A 15,084-nucleotide genomic window follows, 5' to 3' on the forward strand; every position below is an offset into this window, starting at 1 on the left:
CCCTCACGACCGGACCCGCCGCAGCCTGACATAGAGCGCGCCCGAGCCGCCATGGTTGCGCGCGGCATGGTCGTGGCTGGAGACCAGCGGCCGGAACGCCGGCGTCGACAGCCAGGCCGGCACCGCGCGGCGCAGCACGCCGTCGCCGCCCGACGACGAGCCCTTGCCGGTGATGACCAGGACATAACGGATGCCGCCGGCATGGGCGCGGTGCAGGAAGGAGAACAGCAGCGAATAGGCTTCGTCCTGCGTCATGCCGTGCAGGTCGACCCGGCCTTCGATGGGCAGCCGGCCTTTCGACAGTTTGTCCAGCGTCGGCTCGTCGAGCGCATGGGAGACATGCTGGGCCTTCGGCTTCGCCGCGCTGGCCGGACCGGCAACGGGCCGGGCGTGTTGCGTCGGCGCCGGCTTCGCCTCGAGGTCGAAATCCGGGACGGGCACGGCGGCCTTGCCCTTCAGCGGCTTGGCCGTGCGCGCCACCAGGTTCCACAGCACCCGGTCGTCCTCGCTCAGCCTGTCGGTGCGGCGGGTCATGGCTTCCACCCCGGGACGAGCGGGCGCGGCACCAGCGCGTAGAAATCGGCCGGATTGCGCACCACGCCGGCAATCTCGCCGGCGGCATCGCCCGAACCGGCGAAGAGGTCCCCGCGCGCCGGCCCGGTGATGGCGGAGCCGGTGTCCTGCGCGATCAGCAGGCGCCGGAACGGTTTTGCCTCGAAAGCCGTCAGCGATGGCGCATCGACGTAGAAGGGCGTGCCGAATGTGTGCAGCAGCCGATCGACCGCGATCGAGCGGCCGGGCGTCAGCGGCACCTTGGCGGCGGCGATCGGCCCGAGCGCCGCGTCCTCCACATCAGCCTCGCGAAAGAAGATATAGGAGCGGTTCTGCCACAGGACCTCGTCGACGCGGTCGGGATGCGCCCTGAACCAGGCGCGGATCGACTGCATCGTCACGTTTTCCAGCGGGATCTCGCCCAGCTCGCTCAACACCTTGCCGGGCCCGGTGAAGCGCTGGCCGGACTTGGCCGCATAGGTGACGCGGCACCGCCGGCCATCGGTCATGAGAAGCCGCGCCGCGCCCTGCACATGGATGAAGAAGGCGTCGACCTTGTCGGCCAGCCAGGCGATTTCCAGGCCCTTGCCGGCGAGCGCGCCGCGCTCGATCGCGCCGCGGTCGAAATATTCGGCCGGCCCGTCCGGCGTCCGGCGCGCGAAAGCGAGATAGGGGTCCATTCCGTCGGGCCGGTTGGCGTCGTCGATGTCGACGAGATCGGCGGGACGCGACAGCAGCGGAACGGCAAAACGCTCCGTGCGCACCGGCGAGGCCTCGACCTGCGGCTCATAGAATCCGGTGACGAGGCCGGCGCCGGTCTCTGGGCGCACCAGCATGGGGACGAAATGACGCTCGAAGAAGCTCCGCGCCTCCGACCGGCTGGCAGGAGGGGCCGCGCGCGCCTCGGTATAGGCACCGGCAAAGGCGTCAAAGTCGACGCCGAGCGCGCCGCCGCGATAGGGCTTGGCCAGGACATGGAAGGCAGAGCGGCGAAAGGCTTCGAAAGCTGCCAGATGGTCGTCGTCATCCCAGCCGGGCAGATCGCCGAAGGATCTTTCGCTGAATGCCTGATGGAAGGACACGACAGGTCCGCCGCGGTCGGGGATTCAGTCTTCTTCTTCGGTGGCGACGAGCTTCCAGTTCGGATCCCGCGAACGCGTGTCGCGGGCGAAGGTCCAGACATCCTTGACCTCGGCGACGGTTTCGGGGTCGCCGTCGATGACCGTACCGGCCTTGTCGCGCGTCGCCGAAATCAGCTCGCTGATGATGCGCAGCGTGACATGCGCCTCGCCGCCCTTCATCTCGGCCGAGACGATATCGGCCTTGTCGATGCCGACGAAGGAAGACTGGATCTTTTCCGACCGCGCCTCGCGCTCGCCGATGGCGGCGACGAAACCGTCATAGACATCGCGCGACAAAAGGTTCTTCAGCGTTTTGCGATCGCCGTCGGCATAGGCCATGACGATCATCTCGTAAGCCATCTTGGCGCCGTCGACGAAACCCTTCGGGTCGAAGGACGGATCGTTGTCCTTGATCGTGCGCAGGCCCTTGTTGAGGTCGGTGCCGGGCTTGGCGAAGGCGTCGATGGCCGCATAGACCTCGCCGGTCGGCTCGCCGGGCTGGCGCTTGCGCGGCAGCGACACGACATTCTCGGGTTTCTGCGCATCCTTGTCGCCGGTGCGGGCGGCGGTATAGGGGTCGAAAGGCGGCCGTTCGCTGCCGGTACGACGGCCCAGCACATTGCGCAGCTGGAAAAAGATCACAACTGCCGCAATCAGAAAGAAAATCGTGCCGAAGTCGAAGAAACCCATATCTTCCGCCAATCAATCCTGCCCTCGGCCGGACCGCCCGGCCAACAGGGCAGCGGTCGCATAGCGTTCAACATGCAAACCATATAGAACGCAAGGCGCAATCATTCAAATCAAAGGCAGCCATACCTATCTAACAGCCTCGGCGCCAGCGGCCGGCGGCCGCTGGCAGGCAAAACAGACCAACGCCAGAACGATCGGAAGGATCGGCAAGACTTGCGCATTTCGTTATTTCCCGTTTTTCTTCTGGCGCTTCCGCTGCTGGAGATCGCCGGCTTCGTCATAGTCGGGCGCCAGATCGGCGCGCTGGCGACGGTCGGCCTGGTGCTCGCCTCGAGCATCGCCGGGGCGCTGCTGCTCAGGCATCAGGGTTTTGGCGTCATGAGCCGCATCAGCACCGAGATGGGCGCCGGCCGCGATCCGAGCCGCGAACTCGCGCACGGCGCCATGATCGTGCTCGCGGCGATCCTGCTGATCATCCCGGGCTTCATATCGGACATTTTCGGCATTCTCTTGTTCCTGCCGCCGGTGCGCGACCTTGCCTGGCGCAGGCTCAAGCGCCGCATCGTGGTGGCAACGAATTTCTCGGCCGGCGGCTTCCGCGGCCGGCCGCGCGACAGGGTCATCGACCTCGACGACGGCGATTATTCGCGCGAAGACGATTTCAAGCGCGGGCCGGACCACAACTCGCCATGGCGCCGCCTGAAAGACGATTGAGACTGTATCGATATTCCGGTGATGCCGGCCTGACCTGAATCTCGACACGGTCTAGCCCCTCGGTTCGCAGGGCGGCAAACCTTGTCTTGTCATGCCGGCCATGGTAGCGAACGCCCGATTTCAATTCGGTCAGCAATGCTGCCCAGGCAAAAGGACACAAGGCTCATGGCCAGCAAAGATGACGCGCCGGTCGGCGCCAACGGAAACGGCAATACGGCGCAGCCCTCGCTCAACGTCCTTGCCCAGTACGTGAAGGATCTTTCCTTCGAGAGCCCCGGCGCGCCGAACTCGCTGCGCGGCCGCGACAAGGCGCCCGGCATCGCCATCAACGTCAACGTCAACGCCAATCCGCTCTCCGACAAGCAGTTCGACGTCAATCTGACGCTGAACGCCAAGGCGTCCTTCGACCAGGAAGTGCTGTTCAACGTCGAGCTGGTCTATGGCGGCGTTTTCGCCATCAGTGGTTTCCCGCAGGAACACATGCTGCCGATCCTGTTCATCGAATGCCCGCGCCTGCTGTTCCCGTTCGCCCGGCAGATCATCGCCGAGGCGACGCGCAATGGCGGCTTCCCGCCCCTGATGCTCGACCCGATCGATTTCGCGCAGATGTTCCAGCAGAAGCTGGCCGAGGACCAGGCGGCGTCGAAGGTCCAGGTGAGCTGACGGCGGCTCTTCCGCAGCATTGAAGAATCCGGCCTCGCGCCGGGTTTTTGTTGGACAGGCAGGCGGGACAGCATCCCCCTCTGGCCTGCCGGGCAGGGGGCGCGAAGGAACGCTACCTGCGCAGCTGTCCGTTCACTCTGCGGCCATCACCTTCAGCCACAGCGCCTTCTCGCCCAGCGTGGCGACCATGCCGGCATGGGCTGCGCGCTCGGCTTCGCTCAGGCGCGGGGGCAGGGCGATCGGCCGCGCGCCGACGGAGATGTCGATGTCGGCCACTTCGCCCGCGCCGTTCATCTGCACGGCAACGGTATCGAGGATCAGAGCCGTCTGCTTGCCGCCGATCAGCTCGATATAGACTTCGGCCAGCAGCTCCGAATCCAGCAAGGCGCCGTGCTTGGTGCGCCGCGCATTGTCGATGCCGTAGCGCCGGCAGAGCGCGTCGAGCGAATTGGGACCCATCGGATGCCTGCGCCGCGCCAGCGCCAGCGTGTCGACGACGCGCCCGATGTCGACGGCCGGATGGCCGAGCCGGCCAAACTCGACGTTGAGGAAGCCGATGTCGAAAGTGGCGTTGTGGGCGACCAGCTTGGCGCCGTCGGTGAAAGCGATCCACTCCTCGACGATCTCGGCGAAGGACGGCTTGCCCTGCAGGTCCGCCATGCTGATGCCGTGCACGGCCTGCGCCTCGGCGTGGATCGAGCGGCCCTGCGGGTTGATGTAGTGGTGGAAGGTCCTGCCGGTCGGAAAGCGGTTGACCAGCTCGACGCCGCCAAGCTCGATGATGCGGTCGTCGCGCATGTCGAGGCCGGTGGTTTCCGTGTCGAAAATGATCTCACGCATCGAATCAGTCGCTCCAGAGAGCAGAATCATACACCAGAACAAAATGGCAATGGGCAATGCCGTTTTTCCCTTCTTCCCTTGTGGGAGAAGGGAAGCGTCAGTGACCAGACACCCCGGTCAGTTTCGCGATGATGGCCGCGACGGCGGCCCGCGCGGCGTCCAGGCCCTGGCTGGTGTCGATGACGAAATCGCCCTGGCGCCGCTTTTGCGCATCGGGCACCTGGCTGGCCAGGATGGAGGCGAGTTTCTCTTCGCTCATGCCGGGACGCGCCAGCACGCGCTGACGCTGGACGTCGGCCGGCGCCGTGACGACGACGACCTTGTCGACGCGGTCGCGGCCGCGGGTTTCGAACAGAAGCGGAATGTCGAGAACGGCTAGCGGCGCGCCGGCGGCGCGGTTGCGCGCCAAGAACGTGTCGGCATCGGCGCGCACCAGCGGGTGGATGATCGCTTCCAGCCTTTTCAGCGCGGCCGCATCGCCAAGCACGCGGGCGCCGAGCTTTGCCCGGTCGACGCCTCCTGCGCCGGTGGTCCCGGGAAAGGCGGCCTCGACCAAGGGGGCTGCCTTGCCGGCATAGAGGCGATGCACCGTCTCGTCGGAATCGTGCACCGGCACGCCGGCCTCGGCAAACATTTTCGCCGTCGTCGACTTGCCCATACCGATCGACCCGGTCAGCCCGAGCACGATCATGATTTGGGCGCCAGATCGGCAACGACAAGCGCGCGCAACTCGGGGGTAACCTTGGGCCTGATGCCGAACCAGCGCTCGAAACCCGGCACCGCCTGGTTGAGCAGCATGCCGAGGCCGTCGATGGTCTTCAGCCCTCTTGCCCGCGCCGCGGCAAGCAGCGGCGTCTCGAGCGGCACATAGACGATGTCGGTGACGATGGCGTGGTCCGGCAAAAGGGCCGGGTCGGCGGCGAGCCCCTCATTGCCTTGCATGCCGAGCGCCGTGGTGTTGACGAGCAGGCCGGCATCGGCAAGCAGTTCACCGGTCGCCTCCGTGCCATGCGCCGAGACACCGGCGCCGAACCGGTCCCGCAATTCCATCGCCCGGGCAAGCGTGCGATTGACGATGCGGATATCGCGGATGCCGCGCTCTTTCAGCGCATGGATGACGGCGCGCGAGGCCCCGCCGGCGCCGAGCACCACCGCCGGGCCAATGGACGCCCAGCCCGGCGCATGATCGTCGAGATTGGCGGCGAAGCCATGGCTGTCGGTGTTGCCGCCCCAGAGCCGACCATCTTCCAGCCACAGCGTGTTGACCGCGCCGATCTGCTGGGCCGCCTCATCACGGCGCTCGACCAGGGCGAACGCCGCCTCCTTGTGCGGGATGGTAACGTTGCCGCCGAGATAACCGCTCGCTTGCAATGTGCCCAGGAATTCGACGAAATCCTGCGGCGCCACGTCGATCGCCTGGTAGCTGCCGTCGATGCCGTATCTGGCCAGCCAGTGGCCGTGGATCTTCGGTGAGCGAGAATGCTTGATCGGGTGACCGGTGACGAAGGCCTTTTTGGTCGCCTCAGCCATCGATCGCTCCCAGCGTGCGCAGTTCGGCCAGCAGCGGCAGCAGCGGCAGGCCGATAATGGTAAAATGGTCGCCCTCGATCTTCTCGAAGAGCTGGATGCCTTCGCCTTCGACCTGGTAGGCGCCGACGCTCGACAGCGCCCTTGAGCCGACGCGCGCCAGATGGCGGCCGATGAAGGCCGGATCGAGCTTGCGCATGGTGAGGCTGGCGATGCCGACATGGCGCCACAGCACCTCGCCGTCGCGGACCAGGACCGCGGCGCTGTTGAGCTGATGGGTCTTTCCCGACAGCGCCAGCAGGTGGCGGCGCGCCCCTTCCATGTCGGCCGGCTTGTGGAACACCTCGTCGCCCAGCGACAGCGTCTGGTCGCAACCGAGCACCAACGCACCGGGCCTGCGCTCGCTTACTTCGGTGGCCTTGGCTTCAGCAAGCACCAGCGCGACATCCTCGGGCGAGGCGCCGCTGCTTTGCAGGGGCGCCTCGAGCGCGCGCTCGTCGACGTCAGGCGCAACCGCCTCGACGTCGATGCCGGCAGCGAGCAGCATCGCCTTGCGGAATGGGCTGCCGGAAGCGAGGATGATTTTTTCGGTCATTTTTTCACTCGGATGCAAACACGGGCGGTTGGCGTATGAGGCGCTTTGATCTGTAGAGTCGGCGCCGCCCCTCATTGTCCTGCGGGACATTTCTCCCCGTAAAGAGACGGGAAAGGGCAGCTTCGGCGCAAGCGTTCTTTCCGGCCGCGCTGGCGATTGGCGAAACCATCGATGACAGCGCCCCTTTCCCCGTCACTATACGGGAGAGGATGCCGGCAGGTAGGTGAGGGGCAGCGCCGATTTCCGCCAGAAAAACTCGGAAAAACTCACTCATCTGCACCTACCGCGTCTTTCCCCGCAGGGCAACGATGGCCGCCGCCGTTTCCTCGATCGAGCGGCGGCTGACGTCGATCATCGGCCAGCCGTGGCGGGTGCAGATCTGGCGGGCATAGGCGAGTTCCTCATTGATGGCGGCGCGGTCGACATAGTCGCCTGGCATATAGGCGCTCGAGTTGCCGAGGATACGGTTCTGGCGGACATGCGAGATGCGCTCGGCGGTGGCGACAAGGCCGACGATCAGCGGCGTCCTGGCGTTGACCAGGCTTTCAGGTACCGGCACGCCGAGCACGATCGGAATGTTGGCGGTCTTGATGCCTCTGTTGGCGAGATAGATGCTGGTCGGCGTCTTGGACGTGCGCGAAATGCCTACCAGCACGATGTCGGCATCGTCCATATTGGCCGGCAGCTGGCCGTCATCGTGCTCCATGGTGAAGTTGAGCGCGTCGATGCGGCGGAAATATTCGGCGTCGAGGACATGCTGGGCGCCGACGCGGCGGCCGGCCGGCGTGCCCAGATAGGACTGGAAGACGGTGAGCACCGGCTCCAGCACGGAGACGCAGGGCAGGCCCATGGCGGCGGAGCGCTCGTCGATGCCGCGCGCCAGCTTCTGGTCGACGACGGTATAGAGGATGATGCCCGGCTCCTCCTCGATGTCCTCGAACACTTTGGCCACCTGTTTTTCGGTGCGGATGAGCGGGTAAATGTGCTCGATGGCGCGCGCATCCTTGTATTGGGCCGAAGCCGCGCGGCCGGCCGCGAGCAGCGTTTCGCCGGTGGCGTCGGAGATCAGGTGCAGGTGGAAGAAGCTCTGGGGTTTGTTCACAGGGTTTTACCTAGGGCTGTGGGCGGATGTGGATAAAGCAGCGTTCGGAAGACCCGCCGGCCAGGGCGACTGTATCAGATGCCGGTTTGTCCACAATTCGATGCGCTGTAGGCTTCGTCGGGCGGCTGGGGACAAGTCCGTGGACGAAGATTTTTGCCTTTTGTCCGTCCACAGGACGAGCCTGCAGGATCGCTGCTCTAGCGTGTTGAGTCCAATGGAAGATTCCGGATCGTCCCCAGAAACCTGCAAGCCGCGATTGGAAATGCGCGACAATATGCTTGCTGGTGTTTTGACGGCCAAAGCGGGACAGGTGACAACCACCACAACCAACAGACTCTTAGAATCAGAAGATTCTCTAGAAATAAGATATTTGATTAAGGGAAAGCCGGGAGAGGCGAGCGCTCTATGCCTGCAAGACGGATCATGCTGGACGTGCTGAAGGGTGAGGCGGTGTTTCCGCCGCCGCTCTGGATGATGCGCCAGGCCGGGCGCTATCTGCCGGAATACCGCGAGACGCGCCGACGCGCAGGTTCGTTCCTCGACCTCTGCTATGATCCCGACCTTGCCTTCGAGGTGACCAAGCAGCCGATCGAGCGTTTCGGCTTCGACGCCTCGATCCTGTTCTCCGACATCCTTGTCGTTCCGCATGCGCTCGGCCGCGACGTGCGCTTCGAAGAGGGGCGAGGGCCGCTGCTGACGCCGATCACGGCGGCTGAAATCGCGGCCCTGGACAGCACGGTGTTTCACGTGAATCTCGAACCGGTCTACGAGACGGTTCGCCGATTGCGCGCGAAACTGCCCGATGAAACCACCCTGATCGGCTTCTGCGGCGCGCCATGGACAGTGGCGACCTACATGATCGCCGGGCACGGCACGCCGGACCAGGCGCCAGCGCGGCTGTTTGCCTATCGCGAGCCGGCGGCGTTTCGTCAGTTGCTCAAGGTGCTGGCCGATCATTCGGCCGCCTATCTCATCAGGCAGATCGAGGCCGGCGCCGATGTGGTGCAGATATTCGATTCCTGGTCAGGCGTGCTCGACGACGCTTGTTTCGAGCTGTTCTGCGTCGAGCCGGTGGCCGAGATCGTCAGGCAGGTTCGGGCGGTCCATCCCGATGTGCCGATCATCGGTTTTCCCAAGGGCGCCGGCGCGCGCTACCGGAGCTATCGCGAGAAGACCGGCGTCACGGGGCTGGGGATCGACTGGACGGTGCCGCTGGAGACAGCCAAGGCGTTGCAGCGGGAAGGGGCCGTCCAGGGCAATCTCGATCCGCTGCGGCTGGTGACGGGCGGCAAGGCGCTGGCTGACGGCGTCAGCGCAATCCTGGATAACTTGGGAAGCGGCCCGCTGATCTTCAATCTCGGCCACGGCATCACGCCGGAAACGCCGGTGGCGCATGTCGAGGCGATGGTGAAACTGGTGAGGAGCGCGACACGCTGATGGCCGGGATGAGCAACACCAACAGCACGGGCCAGGCGATGATGCGCATGGTGATCGGCATCGCCGCTTTGGTCCTGCTGACGGCGCTGCTCTTTTTGGCGGCGCCCGACGGCTTCTATCTCTGGGCCAAGGCGATCCATGTTCTTGCCGTCATATCCTGGATGGCGGGCATGCTCTATCTGCCGCGGCTGCTGGTCTATCACGCCGATGCCGAGAAGGGTTCGGTGCAGTCGGAGACCTTCAAGGTGATGGAGCGCCGGCTGCTGCGCGGCATCATCAATCCGGCGATGATCGTCACCTGGGTGTTCGGCCTGTGGCTGGCCTGGAAAGGTTTTGGTTTCCAGGGCGGCTGGCTGCACGGCAAGATCGCGCTGGTGTTGGTCCTGTCGGGCATCCACGGTTATCTGGCCGGCGCTGTGCGAAAATTCGCCGAGGACCGCAATGAAAAGCCCGCGAGGCACTGGCGGATCGTCAACGAAATCCCCACATTGCTGATGATCGCTATCGTGATCCTGGTCGTCGTCAAGCCGTTCTGAACCTTCAGACCTCTCTCACGACCTGCTAAAAGGCGGCTTGCTCTTTCAGCCGGCCGACGATAAAAGACGGGTCTTCCTTCCCGTCATGCGCCGCCCTTCATTGCTTTTGGCCGCGCCCGGCATTTATCGCATCCCGCCGATTTCCTCCCAAAAGCCTACCCAGAGTCTATCCTAATGCAAGAAATGAAACTCACCGAGTTCAAGAACAAGAAACCGCCAGAGCTGATCGCCTACGCCGAATCACTCGAGGTGGAGAACGCCAGCGTCATGCGCAAGCAGGAGCTGATGTTCGCAATCCTCAAGAAGCTGGCTGCGCAGGACATCGAGATCATCGGCGACGGCGTGGTCGAAGTCTTGCAGGACGGTTTCGGTTTCCTGCGCTCGGCCAACGCCAATTATCTGCCGGGTCCCGACGACATCTATATCTCGCCATCGCAGATCCGGCGCTTTTCACTGAAGACCGGCGATACGGTCGAAGGGCCGATCCGCAGCCCGAAAGAGGGCGAGCGCTATTTCGCGCTGCTCAAGGTCAACACCATCAATTTCGACGACCCCGAGAAGATCCGTCACAAGATCCACTTCGACAATCTGACGCCGCTCTATCCGACCAAGCGGCTGAAGATGGAGATCGACAACCCGACCTCCAAGGACATCTCGCCGCGGGTGATCGACCTGGTGGCGCCGATCGGCAAGGGACAACGCGCGTTGATCAATGCGCAGCCGCGTACCGGCAAGACGGTCCTCATGCAGAACATCGCCCACTCGATCACCGCCAACCATCCCGAATGCTATCTGATCGTGCTTCTGATCGACGAGCGGCCGGAGGAAGTGACCGACATGCAGCGCTCGGTGAAGGGCGAGGTGATCTCCTCGACCTTCGACGAGCCGGCCGTGCGCCACGTACAGGTCGCCGAAATGGTCATCGAGAAGGCCAAGCGCCTGGTCGAACATGGCCGTGACGTCGTCATCCTGCTCGATTCGATCACTCGCCTCGGCCGCGCCTACAACACCGTAGTGCCGTCCTCGGGCAAGGTGCTGACCGGCGGCGTCGACGCCAACGCGCTGCAAAGGCCGAAGCGCTTCTTCGGTGCCGCCCGCAACATCGAGGAAGGCGGTTCGCTGACCATCATCGCCACCGCGCTGATCGATACCGGCAGCCGCATGGACGAAGTCATCTTCGAAGAGTTCAAGGGCACCGGCAACTGCGAAATCCAGCTCGACCGCAAGGTCGCCGACAAGCGCATTTATCCGGCCATGGACATCCTGAAGTCGGGCACCCGCAAGGAGGACCTGCTGGTGCCGCGCGCCGACCTGCAGAAGATCTTCGTGCTGCGCCGCATCCTGGCGCCGATGGGAACCACCGACGCGATCGAGTTCCTTATCGATAAGCTCAAGCAGACCAAGACTAACGCGGACTTCTTCGATTCGATGAATACGTGAGGTTTTGGGATGGGCGTCGAGTTCCTTCGCGCCCCCCTCTGTCCTGCCGGACATCTCCCCCACGAGGGGGAGATTAGCAGTTTCAGCGCTGGCACCTTTCTTAGACGTCGAAAAATCGGCGGAATCGCCGCGATATCCGATCTCCCCCCTTGTGAGGGAGACGCCCGGCAGCGCAGAGGGGCGCTGTCCCGCCGGCGCTTAGTCTGATCGACGCAACAGTTTATCGAGAGCTCCTGGATCGGCCACGGCGGGCAGACACACCTGCCCCGTACAGAGCCACGCACTGGGCTTATCGGTCGGCGGCAATACTCCGCCCGGCAAGGAAGCTCGATTCGCCTGCGTACCGACCGCCAGCACAACATCCACCCGACGCGGATCGGGATTGCGATTCGCTACCGGAACGAGCTCTGGATTCGTCAAATCCTCCACAAACACCAGCTTCAACGGCTCGATGGCGAGCGCCGAAGCGTTGACGATGCCCGCCTGGCCATAGACTTGGTGCGCCGCGCGGCCGGCGGCGTGTTCGGCGACTTTCGTCGCTTTCTCCTGCAGCTCGAGATCGCCGGTCAGTGCGGCGAGCCGGACCAGCGCCTCGATGGCCTGGCCGGTGGCGGACGCAATGGCCTCGTCGACATCGCCCCTGATGCGGATCGGCACGTCGGTGCTGTCGGAGGCGGTGAGATAGTATCCGGTGCCGTCGGCATCGGCATGCCAGCGGTCGAGCTGCTCGACGAATTGCCGGGCCCGATCGGCGTAGTTCCAGTCGCCGGTGGCTTCGAACAGGGCGATCGCCGCATTGGCCATCGCCGCATAGTCGCTCGACAGGGCCGGGAACAGTTTCTTGGCGCCGAGCATGGAATGGGGCAGCCGTCCTCCTTCGGCGGACCCGGCGATATGGGCGAATGCGGACTTGGCCGCATCGATCCAGTCTCGCCGCGCCAGAGAGCGCCCCGCTTCGGCAAGCGCCGCGATCATCTGGCCGTTCCAGTCTGCGAGGACCTTGCCGTCGCGGCCGGGCCTGACGCGCCGTTCCCGGACCGCCAGCAGCCTTGCCTTGAGAGTGGCCAGAAGCGGCTGCTCGGCGATGCCTTGCGTCTGCTGGGCCTGCGTCTGGTGGATGACGGGCTTGCCTTCCCAACCGGGTGGGCTGGAGAGCGTGAAGTGATTGAAAAATAGCGGAGATTCGTCGCCTAGCGCAGCCTCGATCTCCTCCCGGCTCCATGTGTAGAAAAGGCCCTCCTCGCCCTCGCTGTCGGCATCGAGGCTGGCGGCGAAGGCACCGCCATCGACGCGCATCTCACGCAGCAGCCAGTCGATGGTCTCCTCGATTCGGACCCGGAACAAATCCTTTCCGCTCGCGGCGTAGGCCCAGTTGCAAAAACGGATGAGATGCGCGTTGTCGTAGAGCATCTTTTCGAAATGCGGCACCAGCCATTGCGCGTCCGTCGAATAGCGGCTGAGCCCTCCGCCGACATGATCGTAGATGCCGCCGGCCAGCATCCGTTCGAGGCTCAAGAGGACAGCGTCGCGATGGCCGGCATTGCCGTCGCGCAGCCAGGACAGCCACAGCGTCTGCATGAACGGCGCGTTGGGGAATTTCGGCGCGCCGCGCAAGCCGCCGAGATCCTTGTCGATCATGCCGTCGATGCCTTTGGCGAGAGCGGCCAGCGTGTCGCGGTCGAGCGCGGTGCCGGCATGCGCGCCGGCGAGCCTGGTCTCGACATGGGCAGTCAGCCCGTCGGCGCTCTGGTTCAGGCTTGCCCTTTTCTCCCGCCAGGCCTTGTCGATCGCTTCCATCACCTGGATGAAGCCCGGGCGGCCATAGCGCGGTTCGCGAGGGAAATAGGTGCCGCCCCAGAACGGCTTGCCGTCCGGCGTCAGGAACATGGTCAGCGGCCAGCCGCCCTGCTCGCCCATGGAGGACAGCGCCGCCATATAGATCTGGTCGATGTCGGGACGCTCCTCTCGGTCGACCTTGATATTGACGAACAGACGGTTCATGACGGCGGCGACGTCGTCATTCTCGAAGCTTTCATGGGCCATGACGTGGCACCAGTGGCAGGCGGCATAGCCGACCGACAGCAGGATCGGCCGATCCAGCGCCCTCGCCTCGTTAAGCGATGCCGGCGACCAGGCCCGCCAATGCACCGGATTGCCGCTGTGCTGCTGCAAATAGGGGCTGGCTTCGTCGGCAAGCAGATTTTGAGCAGGCAATGTCACGATGAGGCGATCCGGCGAAACAGGGTTGGACAACGAAGCTAGGGCGGTCCAACAAGGCGGGCAAATGATTTCGGCCGACACAATCGTCGCGCTTTCCAGCGGGCGCCTGCCCGCCGGCGTCGCCGTGATCCGTATTTCGGGGCCGAAGACTCGATTCGTTATCGAAACAATTGCCGGCGGCATGGTTAAGAACCGTGTGGCCAGCCTGCGCAAGCTGCGGGCGCCCGATGGCAGCGTGCTCGACAGCGGCTTGGTGATCTTTTTCCCGGGCCCCGGCAGCTTCACCGGCGAGGACGTAGCGGAATTCCAGGTGCATGGCGGCCGCGCCGTGGTGGCGAGGCTGTTGGAGACGATCGCGGGCTTCGAAGGCGTCAGGCACGCCGAAGCGGGCGAGTTTACGCGCCGGGCCTTCCTCAATGGCAAGGTCGATCTGGTGAGAACGGAAGCGCTGGCCGATCTGGTCAACGCCGAGACCGAAGCACAGCGGCGCTTCGCGGTGCAGAATGCCGAAGGCGTCCAAGCCGAGCTTTACCTGAGCTGGCGTCGGCGGCTCATCCATGCCCGCGCCATGATCGAGGCCGAGATCGATTTCGCCGACGAGGACGACATTCCCGGTTCCGTTTCGGATACGGTCTGGTCCGATGTCCGGACATTGATCGGGGAGATCGACCGCCACATTGCCGGGTTTCGTGCCGGCGAAATCATCCGCGAGGGGTTCGAGGTCGTTATCCTCGGCGCCCCGAACGCCGGCAAGTCGAGCCTGTTCAACGCTTTGGCGCGGCGCGATGCAGCTATTGTAACGGATGAGCCGGGCACGACGCGGGACCTGCTCGAAATCGTGCTTGACCTCGATGGCCTGCGAGTCAGGCTGACCGACACCGCCGGCCTACGCGATGCCGCCGGAAAGGTGGAAGCGATCGGCATCGAGAAAGCGCGAGCCAAGGCGCATGGCGCCGACCTCTTGCTCGTGCTCGAGGACATTGCCGACCCGCATCCCGTTGCTCTGCCACGCGAGGGAATCGCGACATTGCGCGTGGGCACCAAGCTCGATCTGGTGCGGGGGCAAGCGGCCGCCGGCGGCTACGATCGCGTCATTTCGACAAAGGACGGGACTGGCGTAGCGGCGCTGCTAGCCGACATCGGCAGGCTGGCGGCCCAACAGGTCGGCGACGCGGGTGACATCCTGCCCTCCCGGCTCCGACACGTCGAGTTGCTCGGCGAGGCGAACCGCTTCCTGCTGCGCGCGGCCGAGAGCCCGGACGCGGGGCAGGAACTGCGAGCCGAGGATCTTCGGCTGGCCGCCGACCGGCTCGGCCGTATTGTCGGCGCGGTGGATGTCGAGGACATGCTGGATGTGATTTTTTCGCAGTTCTGCATCGGGAAATGATTCACGTGGAACATTGTCGAGGTGCGGAGGGGGCCGCGGCTTCCCTTCGCCCCGTCACTAACGGAGAAGGTGCGGTAGGCGGATGAGGCGCGGCACTTACTTTGGCAAAGTATTTATCACGGGCCCGGCTGATGACTCACGTGAAACAGAGGGCGCTTCGATCTAGCTTTGTTTCACGTGAAACCGCTGCGCGCCGGCCAATCGCCAGCGTCGGCGCTGCCCTCACCTGCCTGCCGTCGTCCTCTCTCCGCAAAGTGGCG

General features: G+C 64.6%; 15 protein-coding genes. 6 read left to right on the plus strand and 9 right to left on the minus strand.

Annotated features, from left to right (window positions below; genetic code table 11):
* Positions 1-3: 3 nt before the first annotated feature.
* From FJ964_RS11605 to FJ964_RS11615, 3 genes are read right to left on the minus strand one after another with little or no spacing between them, the layout of a single operon-like run.
* Complete coding sequence (locus FJ964_RS11605; protein WP_140550530.1) at positions 4-534, minus strand: Smr/MutS family protein; 531 nt, start codon at positions 532-534, stop codon at positions 4-6.
* Positions 531-1,634, minus strand: coding sequence for a murein transglycosylase A (locus FJ964_RS11610; protein ID WP_140550531.1), 1,104 nt, complete (start codon positions 1,632-1,634; stop codon positions 531-533). Before FJ964_RS11610 ends, FJ964_RS11605 begins: the two co-directional genes overlap by 4 nt.
* A 24-nt stretch (positions 1,635-1,658) precedes the next feature.
* Complete coding sequence (locus FJ964_RS11615; protein WP_140550532.1) at positions 1,659-2,363, minus strand: Tim44/TimA family putative adaptor protein; 705 nt, start codon at positions 2,361-2,363, stop codon at positions 1,659-1,661.
* Between the two features lie 213 nt (positions 2,364-2,576).
* Here FJ964_RS11615 and FJ964_RS11620 point away from each other — a divergent pair, with 213 nt between their 5' ends.
* Both FJ964_RS11620 and secB read left to right on the plus strand, forming a co-directional pair.
* Complete coding sequence (locus FJ964_RS11620) at positions 2,577-3,077, plus strand: FxsA family protein (protein ID WP_140550533.1); 501 nt, start codon at positions 2,577-2,579, stop codon at positions 3,075-3,077.
* A 165-nt stretch (positions 3,078-3,242) separates the two neighbouring features.
* Positions 3,243-3,740: a protein-export chaperone SecB gene (secB, locus tag FJ964_RS11625; protein WP_140491875.1), complete on the plus strand. Its 498-nt coding sequence runs from the start codon at positions 3,243-3,245 to the stop codon at positions 3,738-3,740.
* A gap of 132 nt (positions 3,741-3,872) precedes the next feature.
* On the opposite strand, the gene dnaQ is transcribed toward secB, so the two are convergent.
* From dnaQ to FJ964_RS11650, 5 genes are all read right to left on the minus strand, one after another.
* Positions 3,873-4,580, minus strand: a complete 708-nt coding sequence (dnaQ, locus tag FJ964_RS11630; RefSeq protein WP_140550534.1) for a DNA polymerase III subunit epsilon — start codon at positions 4,578-4,580, stop codon at positions 3,873-3,875.
* A gap of 97 nt (positions 4,581-4,677) precedes the next feature.
* Positions 4,678-5,271, minus strand: coding sequence for a dephospho-CoA kinase (coaE, locus tag FJ964_RS11635; RefSeq protein WP_140550535.1), 594 nt, complete (start codon positions 5,269-5,271; stop codon positions 4,678-4,680).
* On the minus strand, positions 5,268-6,110 hold the full coding sequence (locus FJ964_RS11640; protein ID WP_140550536.1) for a shikimate dehydrogenase: 843 nt from the start codon (positions 6,108-6,110) through the stop codon (positions 5,268-5,270). Before FJ964_RS11640 ends, coaE begins: the two co-directional genes overlap by 4 nt.
* Positions 6,103-6,702, minus strand: a complete 600-nt coding sequence (locus tag FJ964_RS11645; protein WP_140550537.1) for a Maf-like protein — start codon at positions 6,700-6,702, stop codon at positions 6,103-6,105. Before FJ964_RS11645 ends, FJ964_RS11640 begins: the two co-directional genes overlap by 8 nt.
* A 280-nt stretch (positions 6,703-6,982) precedes the next feature.
* A complete protein-coding gene (locus tag FJ964_RS11650) occupies positions 6,983-7,804 on the minus strand; it encodes a pyruvate, water dikinase regulatory protein (RefSeq protein WP_140550538.1) in 822 nt (273 codons plus the stop codon).
* Positions 7,805-8,209: 405 nt separating this feature from the next.
* On the opposite strand from FJ964_RS11650, the gene hemE reads away from it, so the two are divergent.
* From hemE to rho, 3 genes are all read left to right on the plus strand, one after another.
* Positions 8,210-9,241 (plus strand): uroporphyrinogen decarboxylase, encoded by a 1,032-nt coding sequence (gene hemE / locus FJ964_RS11655; RefSeq protein ID WP_140550539.1) that lies wholly within the window; start codon positions 8,210-8,212, stop codon positions 9,239-9,241.
* On the plus strand, positions 9,241-9,777 hold the full coding sequence (gene hemJ, locus FJ964_RS11660; RefSeq protein WP_140550540.1) for a protoporphyrinogen oxidase HemJ: 537 nt from the start codon (positions 9,241-9,243) through the stop codon (positions 9,775-9,777). The genes hemE and hemJ overlap by 1 nt, the downstream gene beginning before the upstream one ends.
* 174 nt (positions 9,778-9,951) lie before the next feature.
* Complete coding sequence (rho, locus tag FJ964_RS11665) at positions 9,952-11,217, plus strand: transcription termination factor Rho (protein WP_140491913.1); 1,266 nt, start codon at positions 9,952-9,954, stop codon at positions 11,215-11,217.
* Between the two features lie 198 nt (positions 11,218-11,415).
* On the opposite strand, the gene FJ964_RS11670 is transcribed toward rho, so the two are convergent.
* On the minus strand, positions 11,416-13,437 hold the full coding sequence (locus FJ964_RS11670) for a thioredoxin domain-containing protein (RefSeq protein ID WP_140550541.1): 2,022 nt from the start codon (positions 13,435-13,437) through the stop codon (positions 11,416-11,418).
* Between the two features lie 64 nt (positions 13,438-13,501).
* Between FJ964_RS11670 and mnmE the strand changes: the two genes are divergently transcribed.
* A complete protein-coding gene (gene mnmE / locus FJ964_RS11675) occupies positions 13,502-14,824 on the plus strand; it encodes a tRNA uridine-5-carboxymethylaminomethyl(34) synthesis GTPase MnmE (protein WP_140550542.1) in 1,323 nt (440 codons plus the stop codon).
* Positions 14,825-15,084 lie beyond the last annotated feature (260 nt).

Source organism: Mesorhizobium sp. B2-3-2 (genome assembly GCF_006442295.1).
Lineage (GTDB): Bacteria > Pseudomonadota > Alphaproteobacteria > Rhizobiales > Rhizobiaceae > Mesorhizobium.

Excerpts from the sequence above, each read along its gene's own strand:
- FJ964_RS11605 (WP_140550530.1), bottom strand. The coding sequence starts at position 534 with ATGACCCGCCGCACCGACAGGCTGAGCGAGGACGACCGGGTGCTGTGG.
- FJ964_RS11615 (WP_140550532.1), bottom strand. The coding sequence starts at position 2,363 with ATGGGTTTCTTCGACTTCGGCACGATTTTCTTTCTGATTGCGGCAGTT.
- secB (WP_140491875.1), top strand. The coding sequence starts at position 3,243 with ATGGCCAGCAAAGATGACGCGCCGGTCGGCGCCAACGGAAACGGCAAT.
- dnaQ (WP_140550534.1), bottom strand. The coding sequence starts at position 4,580 with ATGCGTGAGATCATTTTCGACACGGAAACCACCGGCCTCGACATGCGC.
- coaE (WP_140550535.1), bottom strand. The coding sequence starts at position 5,271 with ATGATCGTGCTCGGGCTGACCGGGTCGATCGGTATGGGCAAGTCGACG.
- FJ964_RS11640 (WP_140550536.1), bottom strand. The coding sequence starts at position 6,110 with ATGGCTGAGGCGACCAAAAAGGCCTTCGTCACCGGTCACCCGATCAAG.
- FJ964_RS11645 (WP_140550537.1), bottom strand. The coding sequence starts at position 6,702 with ATGACCGAAAAAATCATCCTCGCTTCCGGCAGCCCATTCCGCAAGGCG.
- hemE (WP_140550539.1), top strand. The coding sequence starts at position 8,210 with ATGCCTGCAAGACGGATCATGCTGGACGTGCTGAAGGGTGAGGCGGTG.
- hemJ (WP_140550540.1), top strand. The coding sequence starts at position 9,241 with ATGGCCGGGATGAGCAACACCAACAGCACGGGCCAGGCGATGATGCGC.
- rho (WP_140491913.1), top strand. The coding sequence starts at position 9,952 with ATGCAAGAAATGAAACTCACCGAGTTCAAGAACAAGAAACCGCCAGAG.
- mnmE (WP_140550542.1), top strand. The coding sequence starts at position 13,502 with ATGATTTCGGCCGACACAATCGTCGCGCTTTCCAGCGGGCGCCTGCCC.